This is a genomic window from Flavobacterium sp. S87F.05.LMB.W.Kidney.N, assembly GCF_004366435.1.
In the GTDB taxonomy this organism is placed as follows: Bacteria; Bacteroidota; Bacteroidia; order Flavobacteriales; family Flavobacteriaceae; genus Flavobacterium.
This window is the reverse complement of record NZ_SODX01000001.1, coordinates 507,842-527,890: the sequence shown is the minus strand read 5'-3', so window position 1 is coordinate 527,890 and position 20,049 is coordinate 507,842. Positions and strand designations below refer to the sequence as shown.

Genomic DNA, 20,049 nt, shown 5'->3' with positions numbered 1-20,049 from the left:
TGGCAAAAATTCAAAAAATAAATTCGTGACAATTCGTGTAATTCGTGGCAAACCTTTTTTAAATTTGAGAAACTAAAAAACCAAACGATGAAAATTATAAAATGGGGAATTATAGGCTGTGGGAATGTAACCGAAGTAAAAAGCGGACCAGCTTTTCAGAAAGCCCCAAACTCTGCTTTAGTTGCTGTAATGCGAAGAGATGCTGCACTTGCTGAAGATTATGCAAAACGCCATAATGTTCCAAAATGGTATTCTAATGCCGCAGATTTAATTAATGATCCAGAAGTTGATGCTGTTTATATCGCAACTCCTCCCTCATCTCATAAAGAATATACTATTTTATGTGCCAAAGCCGGAAAACCAGTTTATGTTGAAAAACCAATGGCGCTGACTTTTGAAGAATGCAATGAAATGATCAGCGTTTGCAAAGAACATAATGTTCCTTTGTTTGTTGCTTATTATAGAAGAGCTTTACCACGTTTCTTAAAAATAAAAGAAATCATCGACCAAGGAAAATTAGGAACAATAAGACATGTAAACTGTGTTTTATATCATCCTTTTGAGCAACGCTATGATGATGAAATTAATCTTCCGTGGACTGTTCTGCCTCACATTTCCGGGGGTGGAATTTTTGTTGATTTAGCGTGTCATACTCTAGATTTTCTAGATTTCGTCTTAGGTCCGATAAAGTCTGTTCGCGGTCATGCAACTTCTCAATTACAAGCTTATCCTGCTGAAGATGCTGTTTCGATGTCGTTTTTATTCGAAAACGGAATTCACGGATCTGGTCTATGGAATTTTGCCAGTTTTGAACGTTATGATAATACTGAAATTGTGGGTGATAAAGGAAAAATTTCTTTCTCAACTTTTGGCAATGATCCTTTGCATATTCAATATGCAGATGGAGAAAAAGAAAGTATTACGATAGAAAATCCATTACATATTCAACAGCCATTTATAGAAACTGTTATTGCTGAACTATTAGGAGATGGCGCTTCTCCATCAAAAGGAATTTCTGGTTCAAGAACGACTTGGGTTATTGATGAAGTTTTGAAAGAGTTTAGGAATTCTTCAAAATAATAGCATTTAGAATTGAATTGCCTCAAGCTTTAGCTGGAGGTTTATGAATTTATTACAGTAATAGGGCTTTAGCCAAATTTAGGTTTGGCTAAAGCCTTTTTATTCTAGTCCATTTTCAACCTCCAGCTAAAGCTGGAGGCAATTCATCGTAAAAACTTTGACAAAGGCTGGTATCTGTAAAAAAAAGAGGATATTCTTTCGAATATCCTCTTTTTGTAAACTATAAAAAGTCTAAAATTACAAGCTGTATTTAAGACCGAAAGTCAAACCTAATCCAGAGATTCCAACATATGAACTAATATCATTCATAGCATCATTAGGTCTAGTTGTATCGGTAGGAATATTTGTTGTTGCAGTATTTGGATTAAACAAATAGTGATTAGACCCTGTGTTTAATTGCTTAACGTAATCAACATGACTAGCAGAATAAGAAGCGTCTGGACGGAAAGATGTAGGCGTGTTTAATTTGTCTACACCATTTTCAGTATATACCTCTGTTTCTTTACTTTTACCATGAACAGTAAAGTTACGGTACTCTAATTCTGCAAAAACAGCTATGTGCTTACCTAATTTATATGATGTTCCTAAAGCTGCCAAAAACCCTACTGTTGGATTTGGTTTTACTACATCTTTAGCATAACTATTGACAACTCCCGCAGGATTAGTGTAAGTTCTAGTAGTTTCGATTGTTAAATCTCCGTGTATAGGTACAATAACTCCTACTTTCGTATAAGGTTCAAAGCCATGAGATTCTCCTAAAAACAATACAAGAGCTGGAGCAACATCAAAAGCTTCAATTTTCCCAACTGCTTTTCCACTAGCAAAGGTAGGTCCAGCAGCAACTAATCTATTAGTGGTTTGAACCATAGTTTTACTAGCACTGCTAAAATAATTAATTCCCATTTCAACTCCCAAACGAGCTGTAAAACGATATCCTGCAGTTATACCTGTACGAAATCCTTCCCCAAATGAGCCGTGATTTGTTTCTCTTGAAAGTAATGTTGTACCATCTGCGGCATAAACATCGGTATTAGGCAATGCACCATTTACAATTGGAAACTCTGTAGCTGCTGTTTGAATAAAATAAGATCCACCTAGTTTAAAATACCAGCTTTCTGGTTTATCTGCTTTTTCTGTTTGCGCCATTGTGGCCATAGAGCAAACTAATAATCCTAATAAAAATAGGTTCTTTTTCATAATTCTGATTTAATTGATTAATACAAACTTAGAGTATTTTAACATATTCTTATAGTTTGTAAAGTTAGACTTGGCACGAAAACGTTGTAATTTTGGGCAATATTACTAAAAAAGTATTATGCATGCATATTTTTAACTAAAAAATTTAACATCTGGTTAAATTTTAACTGTTAATTTTTTAGTTCAATTTAAAATTGATCTGCATTTTCTCCAATTCCTGCAATAATTCAGTTGAAATTCTCACTTTTAAACGACGACTTGGCATAGTTAATTTCGTCACGACTTTTATTTCTTCAACCTCATTTACCTCTTGCACTTTTGTACTTTCAAGTACTTCATCTTCGTTTTCATTTTCATCTTCAAAAACGGCATCATCGGGTTCAAAATCTGTTGGTGTTTCCACCTCAACTAATCGTTTTATCTTTTCTAATTCCATGATTTCAAAAGTCACAGAATTATCTCCCTTGTTCTCGTTAAACAAATGACTCAGCTTATGAATAAATTCTGCCTGAATATCTTTAATATTTAATAGGACAATTAGTTTCTTAGCAAAAGCTTCTAAAATATCCTGCAGTTGTCGTATCTCTACAAACTGCATCCTCGGTTCAGATTTTTTACCTGTGTCATGATTTACCCAACCGTCTTTTATCAATATCTTTATGTAGGCAAAATTATTCTGAATCAGGAAATGACGGAATTTTAAATATTCTTCACCAAAAATTTTAAACTCATAACTTTCGTCATATCCTTCTAAATTAAATACAGCCCAGCCTTTTCCATTTTTAGCTACACGGTGCTGTACGTTATTAATAATTCCGGCGAAGTTTAAATTTTTACCCACATATTCATTCATACTTTTTAATGCTTCTAATCGGGCATTACAGAAGTATTTCATTTCAAATCTAAAATCGTCCAGAGGATGTCCAGAAATATAAATTCCGACAACTTCTTTTTCTTTGGCCAGTTTTTCCATTGTACTCCAGTCCTCGCATGGAGGCACAACTGGTTCTGCAATTTGTACTTCGCTGGTTTCCCCAAATAAACTTACCTGAGAGGAATTTTCATTTTCCTGAAACTTCGATCCATAACGCATTGCTTTTTCATAAAATGTAATTCCGTCACCATCATCATGAAAATACTGCGCTCTCGTTGTTCCTTCAAATGAATCAAAACCACCGGCAAGAGCTAAATTCTCAATCGCTTTTTTATTGGCAGCACGCAAATCAATTCGCTTCGCCAAATCAAAAATCGATTTGTATCTTCCGTCTTTTCTGTTGGCTACAATAGTTTCAACGGCTCCAGAACCAACACCTTTAATCGCTCCCATTCCGAAACGAACAGCATATTCATCATTTACCGTAAATTTATAATACGATTCATTTACACAGGGACCCAAAACCTGTAATCCCATACGCTTACATTCTTCCATGAAAAATGACACTTGTTTAATATCATTCATATTATTCGAAAGTACCGCTGCCATATATTCTGCAGGATAATGCGCTTTCAAATAAGCCGTTTGATACGCAATCCAAGCATAACAAGTCGAGTGCGATTTGTTGAAGGCGTAACTCGCAAAGGCTTCCCAGTCTTTCCAGATTTTCTCTAGAATTTTAGCATCGTGACCTTTAGCAGCAGCTTGTTCCACAAACTTCGGCTTCATTTTATCTAGTACGTCTTTTTGTTTCTTACCCATCGCTTTACGCAAAACGTCGGCCTCACCCTTTGTAAATCCTGCCAAAGACTGAGACAAAAGCATTACCTGCTCTTGATAAACCGTAATTCCGTAGGTTTCAGACAAATATTCGGCACAGGCATCTAAGTCGTATTTAATTTCTTCGTCACCATTTTTTCTTCGAACGAAAGACGGAATATACTCCAAAGGTCCTGGACGATAAAGTGCATTCATCGCAATTAAATCTCCAAAAACTGTTGGTTTCAGATCTTTCATGTATTTCTGCATTCCAGGTGACTCGTATTGGAAAATACCTACCGTTTCACCTCTTTGGAAAAGCGCATACGTTTCTTCATCATCAATCGGGAAATTATCTGGATCTAAATCAATTCCTGTTCTATATTTTACCAGTTTAACGGTATCTTTTATCAGCGTAAGGGTCTTCAGACCCAAGAAGTCCATTTTAAGCAGTCCGGCACTTTCTGCAACCGAGTTATCAAACTGGGTTACATATAAATCAGAATCTTTTGCGGTAGTAACGGGAACATAATTCGTAATATCCGACGGCGTAATGATTACCCCGCAGGCGTGAATTCCAGTATTACGCATTGATCCTTCGAGGATTTTTGCCTGCTGAATGGTTTCTCCTGCCAAATCATCTTCATTGGCAATCGCGATTAATTCTTTTACATTATCAAATTCGTCAGAACGAAGTGCTTTTTTTACCTCTTCTTCACTTTCAGAAATAAAACGTGCCAAATTCCATTTTGACGGCATCATTCCCGGAATCAGTTTGGCAATTCTGTCGGCTTCGAACAAAGGTAAATCCAGTACACGAGCGGTATCACGAATTGCCGATTTGGTTGCCATTTTACCATAAGTGATAATCTGCGCCACCTGTTTTTGACCATATTTATTGATTACGTAATCCATTACACGTCCACGACCCTCGTCATCAAAATCGATATCAATATCGGGCATCGATACACGGTCAGGATTAAGGAAACGCTCAAAAAGTAAGTCGTATTTAATAGGGTCAATGTTGGTAATTCCGAGGCAGTACGCAACGGCAGAACCTGCCGCAGATCCACGTCCGGGACCTACCGATACGTCCATTTTTCTGGCTTCGGCGATGAAATCCTGTACGATCAAAAAGTAACCTGGATATCCAGAATTCGAAATCGTTAATAATTCAAAATCCAAACGTTCCTGAATCGATTCTGTAATTTCGCCATATCTTCTTTTGGCACCTTCCATAGTAAGGTGTCGCAGGTATTTATTTTCCCCTCTAACACCGCCGTCTGCTTCATCTTCGGGAACCATAAATTCTTCTGGAATATCAAATTTCGGAAGCAATACATCTCGATAAAGAGAATATCCTTCAACCTTATCTATAATTTCCTGAATATTGATAATCGCTTCTGGCAAATCGGCAAAGAGTTTTTTCATCTCTTCTTCCGACTTGAAATAATACTCCTGATTTGGAAGTCCGTAGCGATATCCTCGCCCGCGTCCAATAGGTGTTGCCTGCTTTTCACCGTCTTTTACACAAAGTAAAATATCGTGGGCATTGGCATCTTCTTTGTTTAAATAATAAGTATTGTTGGTCGCAATTAATTTGACATTATGCTTTTGCGAAAACTCAATCAGGGTTTTGTTTACGCGATTTTCATCTTCCTGATTGTGGCGCATTACCTCTAAATAGAAATCTTCGCCAAATTGTTCTTTCCACCAAATTAAAGCTTCTTCTGCTTGATTTTCACCAATATTCAAGATTTTACTCGGAATTTCTCCGTATAAATTCCCAGACAAGACCATGATATCTGCTTTATATTGCTCCACAATCTTTCGGTCAATTCTCGGAACATAATAAAATCCTTCCGTATAAGCAATCGAAGCCATTTTCGCCAGATTATGGTAACCAGCTTTATTTTTCGCCAGTAAAACAACCTGATAACCGTTGTCTTTTTTGCTTTTATCTAAATGATTTTCACAGATATTAAATTCACAGCCAACAATTGGTTTTACCTCAGTTTCTGTTGGCTCTTCTCCCGCTTCAACCAGAGCTTTGTTTTTTCCAGATGCTGCTTTGTTATGGTTCATAACGGCGCTCACAAAGTGAAAAGCTCCCATCATGTTTCCGGTATCCGTCATGGCAACTGCCGGCATTCCGTTTTTGGCTGCAGCCGCAACAATATTTCCGATTCCGATAGTTGACTGGAGAACCGAAAACTGTGTATGATTGTGTAAATGCGCAAATTTTGCTGCTTTAAAATCTGCCTTATCAGATTCTGAAACTACAGTTGGAGTATCATCAACTTGTAAAGCTTTAATTTGCTCTCTAACTTTTTCAGAAGCCGCTTTTAAATTGATATGCTTTAAACCAATCAGTTTAAATTCCTGCGGATTTCTATCTTGAAATTCTTTAAAATATTCCTTCGGAACGTCTAATTCTTCTTTGGTAAAAACTTCTCTTCTTACCAATTCCAAGAAACAACGCGTAGTTGCCTCAACGTCGGCAGTTGCGTTGTGCGCTTCCGCGAATGGCTGATTGAAAAGATAACTGTGTAATTCTGTTAAGGTTGGAAGTTTGAATTTTCCTCCACGACCTCCAGGAAGCTGCAATAACGAAGCCGTAACTTCTGTACATGTATCCAAAACCGGCATTGTACCCATAGGAGAATCCACACCCATTCTGTGAAATTCAGCTCCCATAATATTAACGTCGAAACCTAAATTTTGACCAACGATAAATTTGGTTTTGCTTAAAGCGATGTTGAATTTTTCTAAAACTTCGGCCAAAGAGATTCCATCGGCTTCAGCCAATTCAGTCGAGATTCCGTGAATACGTTCGGCATCATACGGAATATTAAATCCTTCTGGTTTTACCAAATAATCCTGATGCTCAATAAGCTGTCCCATTTCGTCATGAAGCTGCCAAGCGATCTGTATACAGCGGGGCCAGTTATCAGAATCGGTTATCGGGGCATCCCATCGTTTTGGTAATCCGGTTGTTTCGGTATCGAATATTAAATACATAGAGTTGTAAAAATCAAATTTTAAAGCTCCAAAATTTCAAATCCTACACATTGCAAAACATTGACAACATGAAACATAACAAAATGCGAAATGAAAAATGGAAGAAGTTCAAATTTACGCTTTTTTTACAGAAATAAAGAAGCTAAAGTTGTTAACAAAAGCATTTTTAACACCTTGTAAAATGTAATTCTTAAAAAACTCAAAATATAGATTTCAACGCGGATGATACGGATTCGTTATCACGAAGACGCTGATTAAAACGGATTTTTCAGATAAAATACAAAATCCGTTTTAATCAGCGTTTTTGCAAAGCAAATCTGTGTCATCCGCGTTGTAATCTTACGTTAAATCATCGATTATTCATTTTGAACACTCATTACACCAAAATGAACACTTTTAAACTGTGATGTATACTGAACTTTGCTTAATCAAATTATAACAATTAAAAAATAATAATCATGAAAACAATTTTTATCACAGGTGCGTCATCAGGTTTAGGAAAAGCAACAGCAAAATTATTCCACGAAAAAGGATGGAATGTAATTGCAACTATGAGAACTCCAGAAAAAGAAACAGAACTTTCTAAGTTAAAGAACGTAACGCTATTACCGTTAGACGTTACAGATTACGATCAAATACAAAATACAGTTCAAAAAGCACTTGAAATTAGTGACATCGATATTGTCTTTAACAATGCTGGTTATGGGTTAATTGGCCCTCTAGAAAGCTTTTCAGATGATCAGATCACAAAACAATTGAATACTAATTTATTGGGAGTAATTCGTGTTACAAATGCTTTTATCCCGTATTTCAGAGAAAGAAAAAGCGGATTATTTATTTCAACAACTTCAATTGGCGGATTGATTTCTTTTCCTTTAGGATCAATTTATCACGCAACAAAATGGGGGTTAGAAGGCTGGAGCGAAAGCATGGCTTATGAATTAAATCCATTTGGAATAAATATTAAAACAGTTTCTCCAGGAGGGATCAAAACAGAATTTCTTCATGGTTCTCTTGACACCGGAGTTAAACCTGAATATCAGGCAATGGCAGACAAAATGTTTAAAAATGTAGATGCAATGTTTGAAATGGCATCAACTGCAGAACAAATTGCAGATGTAGTTTACGAAGCCGCTACAGACGGAAAAACTAAATTAAGATATGTAGCTGGAGAAGATGCTAAAGCACTGTACCAGCAAAGATTGGAACAAGGCGACGAAGCTTTTCGTACTGCATTTGGAAAACAGTTTTTTGAAGCATAATAATTCCTGATGAGGCAATCCAAAAAGTATTTTACGTTCTTTTTATTAAGCTCCAGCGGAGCGAAATACAACAGTATTAAAAATATTTCGCTTCTCCGAAGCTGATGTTTCATAAATCAAAGAGCTTGTTTAATACTTTTCGGAAAGCCTCATTAGTCTTTTAATGTCATATTTTATATTTTTATATTATGGAAAAGAAAAAAAATAACCCTGCAAAGATTTCCTCTATATCGCAGTTTCATGACCTGCTTAAACTGCAAAAACCTCTTCATCCGATGGTGAGTTTAATAGACAATACACAATTGGTTATAAACGAAGATTTGGCAAACTATGCCTTTTTACTTGATCTGTATAAGATATCTTATAAATTTTCTACCAATGGAAAAATGGGTTACGGACAAGGTTTTTATGATTTTAATGAAGGCGGATTACTATTTTCTTCTCCCAATCAGCTAATCTTTACAGAAAATGAAGAAGGTGCTGAATATGGCGGCTATACGCTGCTTTTTCATCCAGATTTTATTCGAAATTATCCTTTAGGGAAAAACATCAAGAAATATGGTTTCTTTTCTTATGACACCAATGAAGCACTGCATCTTTCTGACAGCGAAAAAACAATTATTATAGGTTTATTAAACAGTATTGACACTGAACTTCGGAACGCTATAGACGAAATGAGCCAGGATGTAATTGTTTCCTATATTGATGTTTTGCTGAATTACAGTAATCGTTTTTATAAACGTCAATTTATTACCAGAAAAACAATCAGTCACGACTTATTAGTCAAAGTTGAAGAAACACTGGATAATTATATAAATAATGCTGAAACCCTAAAAGAGGGTTTACCAACAGTAGATTTTCTTGCCTCCAAAATTAATGTGTCTACTCACTATCTAAGTGACATGCTCCGCAATTTAACCGGACAGAATACACAGCAGCACATTCATTCAAAACTAATTGAAAAATCAAAGGATTTCCTAATTACTACCGATCTTTCAGTCGCAGAAATTGCGTATCAACTGGGTTTTGAATATCCACAGTCGTTTAGTAAATTATTTAAAAAGAAAACAAACCTTACTCCTCTCGAATTTAAAAATTCATTGAACTAATTTTCAAAATTATTAGCAGCAAAAATTCCCTTTTTGACTAAAAAAAACATAAAATTTTATAAAAATATACTTCTTGGATGTCGTAGTATTTTGATACTTTATTGAATCTAAATAATGTCCATAAAACTCCTTTAAAAGCTTTAAAAAACCGCAAAAGCATAGTTTGCACACAGAAATCAAAACTAACAATTATTACTATTTTTATTCATTTTGTTAGATTTTTTTAATTAAATCCTTATATTTTATAGCGATTTTGAGATAAATTTGCAAACTATTAAAACAAAAAACAAACAAGGAAAATTAAAGCCGAAAAAGAAAATCAAAATCAATTTCTTTATCATTTTTCTTTCAAATTTTAATGCATAAAAGCAGTTTCGCAATTTGTAATTTAATTTGGGTATCGTATATAATGAAATATTGAAATTGACGCTTTTCTATCTTTTTTTACTTTTGTTTTGCTATTATAATGAACAGGAGATTGCTGTGGTTATAGAAATTACAATTAAAAAAAATAAAAATGAGTAAGACATTATTTGACAAAGTATGGGATTCACATGTAGTGCGTAAAATTGAAGATGGACCAGATGTGTTTTTTATTGACCGCCATTTCATTCACGAAGTTACGAGTCCTGTTGCTTTTTTAGGATTAAAATCAAGAGGCGTTAACGTATTATATCCAGAACGTACTTTTGCAACTGCAGACCACAATACACCAACCATAAACCAACATTTACCAGTTCAGGATCCGCTTTCTGCTAATCAGCTTAAAGCTCTTGAAGACAATGCAATCGAATACGGAATTTCTCACTGGGGATTAGGTCATCAAAAAAATGGAATTGTACACGTAGTTGGTCCTGAAAACGGAATTACTTTGCCAGGTGCTACTATTGTATGCGGGGATTCGCATACATCTACTCACGGTGCTTTTGGAGCTATTGCTTTTGGTATCGGAACTTCTGAGGTTGAAATGGTGCTTTCTACTCAATGTATTATGCAGCCTAAACCAAAGAAAATGCGTATCAACGTAAACGGTCAATTAAGCAAAGGTGTTGGTCCAAAAGACGTTGCACTTTATATTATCGCTCAATTAACTACTTCTGGAGGAACAGGATATTTTGTTGAATATGCTGGTGATGTTTTTGAAAACATGACTATGGAAGGTCGTATGACTGTTTGTAACTTAAGTATCGAAATGGGTGCTCGCGGCGGAATGATCGCTCCTGACCAAACTACTTTCGATTTCCTTGAAGGAAGATTATATGCCCCTAAAGGTGAAGCTTGGACAAAAGCTGTTGAATATTGGAAAACTCTTAAAACGGATGCTGATGCCGTGTTTGATGCTGAATTAAACATTAAAGCGGAAGATATCGAACCAATGATTACTTATGGTACTAACCCTGGAATGGGAATTGGTATTACAAAACATATTCCGAATGCCAACCAAGTTGAAGGTGGTGAGGAAACGTATAAAAAATCTTTAGCTTACATGGGCTTCCACGAAGATGATGTGATGATTGGAAAACCAATTGATTATGTTTTCTTAGGAAGTTGTACAAACGGACGTATTGAAGATTTTAGAGCTTTCGCTGAAATTGTAAAAGGAAGAAAAAAAGCAGATAATGTTACCGCTTGGTTAGTTCCAGGTTCTCACGTTGTTGAAGCGCAGATTAAAGAAGAAGGAATTTTAGATATTTTGACAGAAGCTGGTTTCGTATTACGTCAGCCGGGTTGTTCTGCTTGTCTAGCAATGAACGATGATAAAGTTCCTGCTGGGAAATATGCAGTGAGTACTTCAAACAGAAACTTTGAAGGCCGTCAAGGTCCTGGATCAAGAACACTTCTTGCAAGTCCAATTATGGCTGCTGCAGCTGCGGTTACAGGAAAACTAACAGACCCAAGGGAATTATTTTAATTCCGCTGTAAGCTTTAAGCAATAGGCTTTAAGCTTCTAACAGAATTTAAAAAAGGCCTACAGCTTAAAGCTTATAGCCTAAAGCAAATAAAAAATAAACGCTGTGCAAAAAGCTTAAAGCATACAGCTTATAGCCTAAAGCAGAAAACAGCCTAAAGCAAAAACAAAAATGGCATACGATAAATTTAATATACTTACCAGCAGTGCAGTGCCGCTGCCAATTGAAAACGTAGATACAGATCAAATCATTCCAGCTCGTTTCTTAAAAGCTACAAAACGTGAAGGTTTTGGAGATAACCTTTTTAGAGACTGGAGATACAACGGAGACGATACACCTAAAGCAGATTTCGTTTTAAACAACCCAACTTACTCTGGAAAAATTCTTGTTGGAGGAAAAAACTTCGGTTCAGGATCTTCTAGAGAGCATGCTGCTTGGGCAGTTTACGATTACGGATTTAGAGCTGTAGTTTCTAGTTTCTTTGCTGATATCTTTAAAGGAAACTGTTTAAATATTGGAGTTTTACCAGTACAAATTAGCCCAGAGTTTTTGGAAAATATCTTCAAAGCGATTGAAGCTGATCCTAAAACAGAGTTGGAAATCAATCTTCCAGAACAGACTATTACTTTATTGTCAACTGGTCAGCAAGAATCTTTTGCTATTAACGGTTACAAAAAGAACAATATGATTAATGGCTTTGATGACATTGATTATTTACAAGATATGAAAGAAGATATTAAAGCTTTCGCTGATAAACTTCCTTACTAAATAGAAATCTCATTCAGGATATTAGACCCGACAGGTTTCAAAGACCAGTCGGGTCTTTCTAGAATAATAGGACGCGGATGAAACTGATTTCCTTTCACAAAAGCGCGGATTGCCACGGATTTTATTCTATTCAATATAAAAAAATCCGTTTAATCAGCGTCTTCGCAAAGCGAATCCGTAAAATCAGCATCAAAATTAAATAGGATATTAATAATATTCGACCCGTTAGAAACATCAATATGGAAAAAAGAAAAATTGAAATAATGGATACGACGCTTCGTGATGGTGAACAAACCTCAGGAGTATCTTTTTCTGCTGCAGAAAAACTAACCATTGCGCAATTATTGCTGGAAGAATTAAATATTGATAGAATCGAAATTGCTTCAGCACGCGTAAGCGAAGGAGAATTTCAAGCTGTAAAAGGCATTACTTCGTGGGCTGAAGAACGCGGTTATATTGACAGAATCGAAGTGCTTTCATTTGTTGACGGAGGTGTTTCAATTGATTGGATGAAAAAAGCCGGCGCTAAAGTGCAGAATTTATTGACCAAAGGTTCAATGAACCACTTAACACATCAATTAAAAAAGACACCAGAACAGCATTTTTCTGAAATCGCTCAAATAATAGCTTTAGCTAAAGAAAATAATATTGAAACGAATGTTTATCTGGAAGACTGGAGCAACGGAATGCGAAATTCTCCTGAATATGTTTTTCAATTTCTGGATTTTCTAGCAACGCAGCCCGTAAAAAGAATTTTACTTCCCGATACTTTAGGAGTTTTAATTCCGTCTTTGACTTTTGAATTTATTTCGAAAATTAGAGCAAAATATCCTCAAATTCATTTTGATTTTCATGCTCATAACGACTACGATTTAAGTATCGCTAATGTTATGGAAGCCATAAAAGCTGGAGTAAACGGACTTCACGTTACGGTAAACGGAATGGGAGAACGTGCTGGAAACGCACCCCTTGAAAGTACTGTTGCTGTTATAAACGATTATCTGCCAGAAGTAAGCATTAATATTAAAGAGACATCTTTATATACGGTCAGTAAATTAGTGGAAACTTTTACTGGTTATAGAATTCCTGCCAATAAGCCAATTGTCGGCGATAATGTTTTTACGCAGACAGCTGGAATTCATGCTGATGGAGACAATAAAAACAATTTATATTTTAATGATCTTCTTCCAGAGCGTTTTGGCAGAAAAAGAAAGTATGCTTTAGGAAAAACTTCTGGAAAAGCTAATATCGAAAAGAATCTTCAGGAATTAGGTTTAAAACTAAACAATGAAGATCTAAAATTGGTTACCCAAAGAATTATCGAATTGGGCGACAAAAAAGAAACTGTAACTAAGGAAGACCTTCCATACATTATTTCAGATGTTTTGGACAGTCATACTTACGAAGAAAAAATAAAAATTGAGTCCTATATATTAGTACACTCAAAAGGAATGCGTCCGTCAACCACTTTGTGTTTAAAATTTGGCGAGGAAATCATCGAAGAAAATGCACAGGGCGACGGTCAGTTTGATGCTTTCATGAATGCTTTATCCAAAATCTATAAAAGCAAAAAACTTACGCTTCCAAAATTAATTGATTATGCAGTAAGAATCCCGCCAGGAAGTAGTTCTGATGCGTTGTGCGAAACCATCATTACATGGGTCAATAACGGAAAAGAATTCAAAACCCGCGGATTAGACTCTGATCAAACCGTTGCAGCGATTATTGCAACGCAGAAAATGCTTAACGTAATAGCCTAAGGTGCTAAGAGACTAAGATTCTAAGTTACTAAGATTTTTTCTTGACCTTAGAATCTTAGCAACTCAGAACCTTGGAACCTTTTAAAAAAAATTAAGTCACTAAGAATAAAAACCTTAGAATCTTAGCAACTCAGAACCTTAGAATCTTAAATAACACATAGAATGAAATTAAACATAGCCCTTTTAGCCGGAGACGGAATCGGACCAGAAGTAATAAATGAAGCTGTAAAAGTATCTGATGCTATTGCAAAAAAATTCGGACATGAAATCACTTGGAAACCAGCTTTAACTGGAGCTGCTGCAATTGATGCAGTAGGCGAACCTTATCCAGATGCAACACACGAGATTTGCAAAAATGCTGATGCAGTTCTTTTTGGAGCAATCGGCCACCCTAAATACGATAACGATCCTTCTGCACCTGTAAGACCAGAACAAGGTTTGTTAAAAATGCGTAAAGCGTTAGGTTTGTTTGCAAACGTTAGACCAACTTTTACATTCCCTTCGTTATTAGATAAATCTCCATTAAAAAGAGAAAGAATCGAAGGAACTGACTTAGTTTTCTTAAGAGAATTAACTGGCGGTATTTACTTTGGTGAAAAAGGAAGAAGAGACAATGGCGATACTGCATTTGACAACTGTGTTTACACAAGAGCTGAAGTACAGCGTTTGGCTAAAAAAGGTTTCGAATTAGCAATGACACGTTCTAAAAAATTATGCTGCGTTGACAAAGCTAACGTTCTAGAAACTTCACGTTTATGGAGAGAAACAGTTCAGGCAATGGAAAAAGATTATCCAGAAGTTGAAGTGAGCTACGAATTTGTTGATGCAGTTGCTATGCGTTTAGTACAATGGCCAAACTCTTATGATGTATTGATTACTGAAAACTTATTTGGAGATATTTTAACAGATGAAGCTTCTGTAATTTCTGGCTCAATGGGATTAATGCCTTCTGCTTCTATGGGAGCTGAAGTATCTTTGTTTGAACCTATTCACGGTTCTTACCCGCAAGCTACAGGATTGAACATAGCAAACCCAATGGCTACTATTTTATCTGCTGCTATGATGTTCGAAAACTTCGGATTGATGGAAGAAGGAAAAGCAATGAGAGATGCAGTAAACAAGGCTCTAGAAGCTGGAGTAGTTACCGAAGATTTAGCCAATGGAGGCAAAGCATACGGCACTAAAGAAGTTGGTGACTGGTTAGCTGCGAATGTATAATTAGTTAATTTTTGTTTCAGGTTTCAAGTTCGAGCAACTTGAAACTTGAAACTTGAAACAAAAAAGGGATCAACTTGCGTTGATCCCTTTTATATTGTAGAAAAAAAATATTAATATCCTCCTCTGTTTCCGCGGTCATTTCCTCCACGGTTGTTTCCATAACTTCCACGAGAGTCTCCTCCACGGTTGTTATTAAAACTTCTTCTTTCGCCTTCTGGTTTTGGCTCAGACTTATTAACAACGATTGTACGTCCTGAAACAACAGCACCGTTCAATTCGTCGATAGCTTTCTGAGCTTCGCTATCATTTGGCATTTCAACAAAACCAAAGCCTTTACTTCTTCCAGTAAATTTATCAGTAATAATTTTAACAGAGTCAACTGTTCCATAAGCCTCAAAAGACTCTCTTAAATCTGCTTCCTCAATACTGAATGGAAGGCTTCCAACAAAAATATTCATAGATATTTATTTATAATAATAAGCAAATGTACTCTTATTATTCTGTAATCTACTATATATTAGTTTATTTATGTTTTTATTTTGATTTTAAAACCTAAAAAGCCTCAAAAACCTTAATCTATGGTAAATTTAGTATCTAGTTCAACGGGGATTTTATAGAAAACACCTTCTGTAAAATGTATTTCTTTTTTTTCAGCACCATTATTTACATTAATGGCTGTAAATTTAAATGTACCCGAAATTGTCTTATCAATAGTATTGTATTCTGTAACTATAATTTGCCCACTTCCTTTGTCTTCTCCAGTAGTAAATTCTTCTTCTTGTCCTGGATAAGTATTTTTAAATGTCGCTTTTGTAACATCATCTACACCTAAAATATATGTTTTTTGAGATGGTGCAGGGAGCTGAAAACTTATTTTTTCATAACCCAAAGAACCTTCAACAACAAAAATTCCAGTTGTTTCTGTTCCCGACTTATAGCTCTGAACCCTCCAAAAAACATTATCTTTTAAAGTTTGAAAAGCAGGATTATTAAACCTAATATCCTCTGTGCATGATGTTAGTAAAAATATAAGTGGTAAAAAGTAAAAGTATTTTTTCATATTCTTAGGATGAATTTGGCACAAAAATACCGCATTACAATTAATAAACGTTTGAAAGGAAAAGCAAAAACAGCCAAAAAAATGGTAAAAATTTATCTTAAAGATATTTAATACTTTTTGAAACGCATTATTGATAAAAAAATTATATCTTTGCGCCCTTAATTAACAGAGGTCGAGTACCTCAAAATTTAATCACAAGATTATGTCAGTAAAAATTAGATTACAAAGACACGGTAAAAAAGGAAAACCTTTTTACTGGGTTGTAGCTGCAGATGCACGCTCAAAAAGAGATGGTAAATACTTAGAGAAAATCGGTACTTACAATCCAAACACAAACCCAGCAACTGTTGAGTTAGACCTTGACAGCGCAGTTAAATGGTTACACAATGGTGCTCAACCAACTGATACTGCTAGAGCAATCCTTTCTTACAAAGGTGCTTTATTGAAACACCACCTTGATGGAGGTATCCGTAAAGGAGCTTTAACTCAAGAGCAAGCTGACGCTAAATTAGCTGCTTGGTTAGAGGCTAAAGCTGGAAAAGTTGATGCTAAAAAAGATGGTTTATCAAAAGCACAAGCTGATGTTAAAGCTAAAGCTTTAAAAGCTGAACAAGAAGTTAATGCTAAACGTTTAGCTGCTGCAGCTCAGGCTGAAGCTGATGCTATCGCTGCTGCAACTCCTGCAGTTGAAGAAGAAGAAGTTGCTGAAGTTGAAGCTGCAACTGAAGAAGCTCCTGCTGCTGAAGAGAATAACGAAACAACTGAAGCATAATTTTACTTAGCGAGAATGCGTAAAGAAGAATGTTTTTATTTAGGTAAAATCGCTAAAAAATTTAGTTTCAAAGGTGAAGTTCTAATCTATTTAGATACGGATGAACCTGAGTTATACGAAAATCTGGAATCAGTGTTTGTTGAACACAACAAACACTTGGTTCCTTTTTTTATTGAAACAAGTTCTTTACATAAAAACGACTTTCTAAGAGTTCGTTTTGAAGATGTAAATACAGAGGAAGAAGCAGATTCTTTAGTAGGCAATGCGATTTATCTTCCTTTAACCATGTTACCAAAACTTACAGGTAACAAATTTTATTTCCACGAAGTTATTGGTTTTGAAATCGAAGACAAACGTTTAGGTGTTTTCGGAAAAATAACTTCTATTAATGACTCAACTGCTCAACCACTTTTTGAAGTTTTAAATGGTGAAGTGGAAATCTTAGTTCCAATGATCGACCATTTCTTGGTAAAGATTGACCGCGACAACAAAAAAGTAATCATGGATCTTCCAGAAGGTCTTGTGGAGATGTACCTTTAGGTTTAAATTTCAATTTTTTTTTAAATTCCAAATTCCAAACGGAAGGAAATTCCAAATTCTAAATTGCTATAAAAATTATTGTTTAATGTTTTTTTGAAAGAAAAAACTCATAAAAAATAAATGCTTATTTTTGAAATCCAGCTATTGAGATTAAAAATTGGAATTTATTTTATTTTATGAACAAACCTTATGATTTAGAAGAGAGGACTTTCTTGTTTGCAAAAGAATGTCGAACATATATTAGAACTTTATCGAAAACAACATCCAATATTGAAGACGGCAAACAATTAATAAGATCGCCTGGTTCTGTGGGAGCAAACTACATTGAAGCGAATGAAAAATTAGGTGATAAAGATTTAATATTTAGACTTAAAATATCCCGAAAAGAAGCCAAAGAATCTAAATTCTGGCTGCGCTTATTACACGAACTAAACCCTGATCAAAGAATGATTTCTGATTCTTTATTATTTGAGGTAGAAGAATTGCGTAAAATTTTATCAGCAATAATCACGAAAACTTCAAAATAATTATTAAGATTTTAATCTTACTTTTGCCAAACAATAAATCTTACTGATTTACTGCTTTCAATTGGTTTGAGAATTTCGCTTTGGAATTTACACTATTTGGTTGGAATTTGGAATTTAAAAAAAATTGGAATTTTTCACTTATGTTTTCATTTAAGCAATTTACCATTAATCAAGATCGTTGTGCAATGAAAGTTGGTACAGACGGCGTTTTATTGGGTTCTTGGGCTCCAATAAATCACAATCCATTTAGTATTTTGGATATTGGTGCAGGAACAGGAATTATAGCTTTGATGCTGGCTCAGCGCACTCATGCAGAACAAATCGATGCTCTTGAAATTGATGAAGATGCTTACGAACAAGCCGTTGAAAATTTTGAAAGTTCTCCTTGGGGAGATCGTTTATTTTGCTTTCATGCTGGTTTAGACGAATTTATCGAAGAACCTGAAGACGAATATGATTTGATTGCTTCGAATCCTCCTTTTTATGCTGAAGATTACAAAACAGAGAATGAACAGAGAGATTTAGCACGTTTTCAAGATGCAATGCCTTTTGAAGAAATCGTCGAAGCTGCAGATTTATTGCTTTCAGAAAACGGAATACTTGCTATAATTATTCCTTTTAAAGAAGAAGAAAAATTCATCGCTTTAGCAAAAGAAGCTGAATTGTACCCAATAAAAATCACAAGGGTAAAAGGCACTCCAAAATCAGAAATTAAGCGAAGTTTACTGGCTTTTAGCCGCAATGAAGTTTCCACAATTGAAATCGATGAATTAGTTATCGAAATCGACAGACATGTTTATACTCCAGAATATATCGAACTAACTAAGGATTTTTATTTGAAATTCTAAACTTGTTCAAATATACTTTTAAATTGATACAAGATTCTTTCAATTAATCGCAAATCTTCTGTCACAATTTCGGCACTTCCTTTCATTTCCTGCTGGAAGATAATTTGTTTATTATAAGATGTTTTTAAGCCGTTTGGAAGTGCGACGTCCAGCAATAAGTTTCCATCTTTATCGGGCACTAACGAAATATTTTTGATTTCACCTTTCAATACACCAAACTCTCTATCAGGATAATTGGCCAGACGAATATTGACTCTCTGCCCTACTTTTATTTTTCCTGAATTCAGAGCGGGAGCTTTTACTTTTCCAACAAAACTGTTTTTAGCATCTGGAATTATAGAGAAAACATTATCCCCCACATTTATAGTCTGATTTTCGTTCCAAACCTGCAGAAAAGTAACAACTCCGCTTACAGAAGATTTTAATGTATAAGCCAGTTCCCAGTCTTTTATCACTTTTTTCAGCTGATAAAATGACTGCGCCATACTCCTTCCAAGATTAACCTCCTCTTTTGTGCTGTTTATGTGCGAATTTTGGCTCGATTTTGTATTATCGATCAAAGAGGACCTTAATTGGGAAATCGAGGTTAAAAGGCTTTTATAACTCTTCATTGCCTGAAGATAGCCCAGTTTCTTCAATTCCATTTCCTGAGCAGAAATAATTCCTTTATTGAATAAAACTTCAAAACGCGCTATTTCATTTTTCTGCAGTTCCAGTTCACTTTCATTAATTACCTTTTGCTGCTGGAGAATATCCAGTCTTTCTTTGATCTGGATTTTCTCTGAGCTCTGCGCCCTGCTTTCAATTTCAAAAGGATGCAGATTTTCGTTTAATTCCTGAGCCTGATAATCTTTCTGAAAAACAGCAAAGGCACTTTCTATTTCACCTAGCTGTTTATTTTTCAGCATCGCAAACGGAAATGCTTTTTTAGCATTAATATCATAGCTATCTATAATGCTTTTTAATAAAAAAACATCCTTGTAGTCAGCGGTATTTTCAATGATGGCTAGTGTGCTGTTTTTAGGAACCAAAGTTTTGTTTTTTACCAAAATTGCCTCAATACGACCAGAAGATTTCGAAACAATTCTCTCAGGCGGAATATTTGTGGTAATTACGATTTCGGTATGCACAACATCTGGATATTTGACAAACCAGGAAACAAAAAACAGCATTACAATTATGGCAAATATCAGCACTGTTCCCCATCGGATCATCCAATGCGGTACTTTGGTCAGGATATCCTGAACTTCTTCGCTTCTTAACTCAAATGTATCTTCAGCCATG

The 20,049-nt window shown here is 35.3% G+C and carries 16 protein-coding genes; 11 read left to right on the top strand and 5 right to left on the bottom strand.

Features of this window, described 5'->3' with window-relative positions; translation table 11 throughout:
* Window positions 1-87 precede the first annotated feature (87 nt).
* Entirely contained in the window at window positions 88-1,080 is a 993-nt protein-coding gene (locus tag EDB96_RS02345) for a Gfo/Idh/MocA family protein (protein ID WP_134139036.1), read from the top strand.
* Between the two features lie 237 nt (window positions 1,081-1,317).
* Here EDB96_RS02345 and EDB96_RS02340 read toward each other — a convergent pair whose 3' ends face one another.
* Both EDB96_RS02340 and dnaE read right to left on the bottom strand, forming a co-directional pair.
* Window positions 1,318-2,277 (bottom strand): outer membrane beta-barrel protein, encoded by a 960-nt coding sequence (locus EDB96_RS02340; RefSeq protein WP_057115850.1) that lies wholly within the window; start codon window positions 2,275-2,277, stop codon window positions 1,318-1,320.
* A gap of 178 nt (window positions 2,278-2,455) precedes the next feature.
* Window positions 2,456-6,991, bottom strand: a complete 4,536-nt coding sequence (dnaE, locus tag EDB96_RS02335) for a DNA polymerase III subunit alpha (protein ID WP_057115849.1) — start codon at window positions 6,989-6,991, stop codon at window positions 2,456-2,458.
* Window positions 6,992-7,449: 458 nt separating this feature from the next.
* Between dnaE and EDB96_RS02330 the strand changes: the two genes are divergently transcribed.
* The 6 genes from EDB96_RS02330 (at window position 7,450) to leuB (ending at window position 15,018) form a co-directional block, all read left to right on the top strand.
* Complete coding sequence (locus EDB96_RS02330) at window positions 7,450-8,253, top strand: SDR family oxidoreductase (protein WP_134139035.1); 804 nt, start codon at window positions 7,450-7,452, stop codon at window positions 8,251-8,253.
* Window positions 8,254-8,441: 188 nt separating this feature from the next.
* Entirely contained in the window at window positions 8,442-9,362 is a 921-nt protein-coding gene (locus tag EDB96_RS02325) for a helix-turn-helix domain-containing protein (RefSeq protein WP_134139034.1), read from the top strand.
* A 517-nt stretch (window positions 9,363-9,879) separates the two neighbouring features.
* On the top strand, window positions 9,880-11,274 hold the full coding sequence (gene leuC, locus EDB96_RS02320; RefSeq protein WP_057115846.1) for a 3-isopropylmalate dehydratase large subunit: 1,395 nt from the start codon (window positions 9,880-9,882) through the stop codon (window positions 11,272-11,274).
* Window positions 11,275-11,443: 169 nt separating this feature from the next.
* Window positions 11,444-12,040, top strand: a complete 597-nt coding sequence (gene leuD, locus EDB96_RS02315; protein ID WP_134139032.1) for a 3-isopropylmalate dehydratase small subunit — start codon at window positions 11,444-11,446, stop codon at window positions 12,038-12,040.
* A 239-nt stretch (window positions 12,041-12,279) separates the two neighbouring features.
* Window positions 12,280-13,800: an alpha-isopropylmalate synthase regulatory domain-containing protein gene (locus tag EDB96_RS02310; RefSeq protein WP_057115844.1), complete on the top strand. Its 1,521-nt coding sequence runs from the start codon at window positions 12,280-12,282 to the stop codon at window positions 13,798-13,800.
* A gap of 162 nt (window positions 13,801-13,962) precedes the next feature.
* Entirely contained in the window at window positions 13,963-15,018 is a 1,056-nt protein-coding gene (gene leuB, locus EDB96_RS02305; protein ID WP_057115842.1) for a 3-isopropylmalate dehydrogenase, read from the top strand.
* Window positions 15,019-15,128: 110 nt separating this feature from the next.
* Here the strand turns inward: leuB and EDB96_RS02300 are convergent, their stop codons facing one another.
* A complete protein-coding gene (locus tag EDB96_RS02300; protein WP_057115840.1) occupies window positions 15,129-15,476 on the bottom strand; it encodes an RNA recognition motif domain-containing protein in 348 nt (115 codons plus the stop codon).
* Between the two features lie 113 nt (window positions 15,477-15,589).
* Entirely contained in the window at window positions 15,590-16,078 is a 489-nt protein-coding gene (locus tag EDB96_RS02295) for a DUF6252 family protein (protein WP_134139031.1), read from the bottom strand.
* A gap of 202 nt (window positions 16,079-16,280) precedes the next feature.
* On the opposite strand from EDB96_RS02295, the gene EDB96_RS02290 reads away from it, so the two are divergent.
* The 4 genes from EDB96_RS02290 to EDB96_RS02275 all read left to right on the top strand — a co-directional run bounded on the left by EDB96_RS02290 (window position 16,281) and on the right by EDB96_RS02275 (window position 18,765).
* A complete protein-coding gene (locus tag EDB96_RS02290; RefSeq protein WP_057115836.1) occupies window positions 16,281-16,850 on the top strand; it encodes a 30S ribosomal protein S16 in 570 nt (189 codons plus the stop codon).
* Between the two features lie 15 nt (window positions 16,851-16,865).
* Complete coding sequence (gene rimM / locus EDB96_RS02285; protein WP_134139030.1) at window positions 16,866-17,390, top strand: ribosome maturation factor RimM; 525 nt, start codon at window positions 16,866-16,868, stop codon at window positions 17,388-17,390.
* A 176-nt stretch (window positions 17,391-17,566) separates the two neighbouring features.
* Complete coding sequence (locus EDB96_RS02280; RefSeq protein WP_134139029.1) at window positions 17,567-17,917, top strand: four helix bundle protein; 351 nt, start codon at window positions 17,567-17,569, stop codon at window positions 17,915-17,917.
* A 140-nt stretch (window positions 17,918-18,057) separates the two neighbouring features.
* On the top strand, window positions 18,058-18,765 hold the full coding sequence (locus tag EDB96_RS02275; RefSeq protein WP_134139027.1) for a tRNA1(Val) (adenine(37)-N6)-methyltransferase: 708 nt from the start codon (window positions 18,058-18,060) through the stop codon (window positions 18,763-18,765).
* Here the strand turns inward: EDB96_RS02275 and EDB96_RS02270 are convergent.
* Complete coding sequence (locus tag EDB96_RS02270) at window positions 18,762-20,048, bottom strand: HlyD family secretion protein (RefSeq protein WP_134139026.1); 1,287 nt, start codon at window positions 20,046-20,048, stop codon at window positions 18,762-18,764. The two genes, EDB96_RS02275 and EDB96_RS02270, sit on opposite strands and share 4 nt — an antisense overlap.
* Window position 20,049 lies beyond the last annotated feature (1 nt).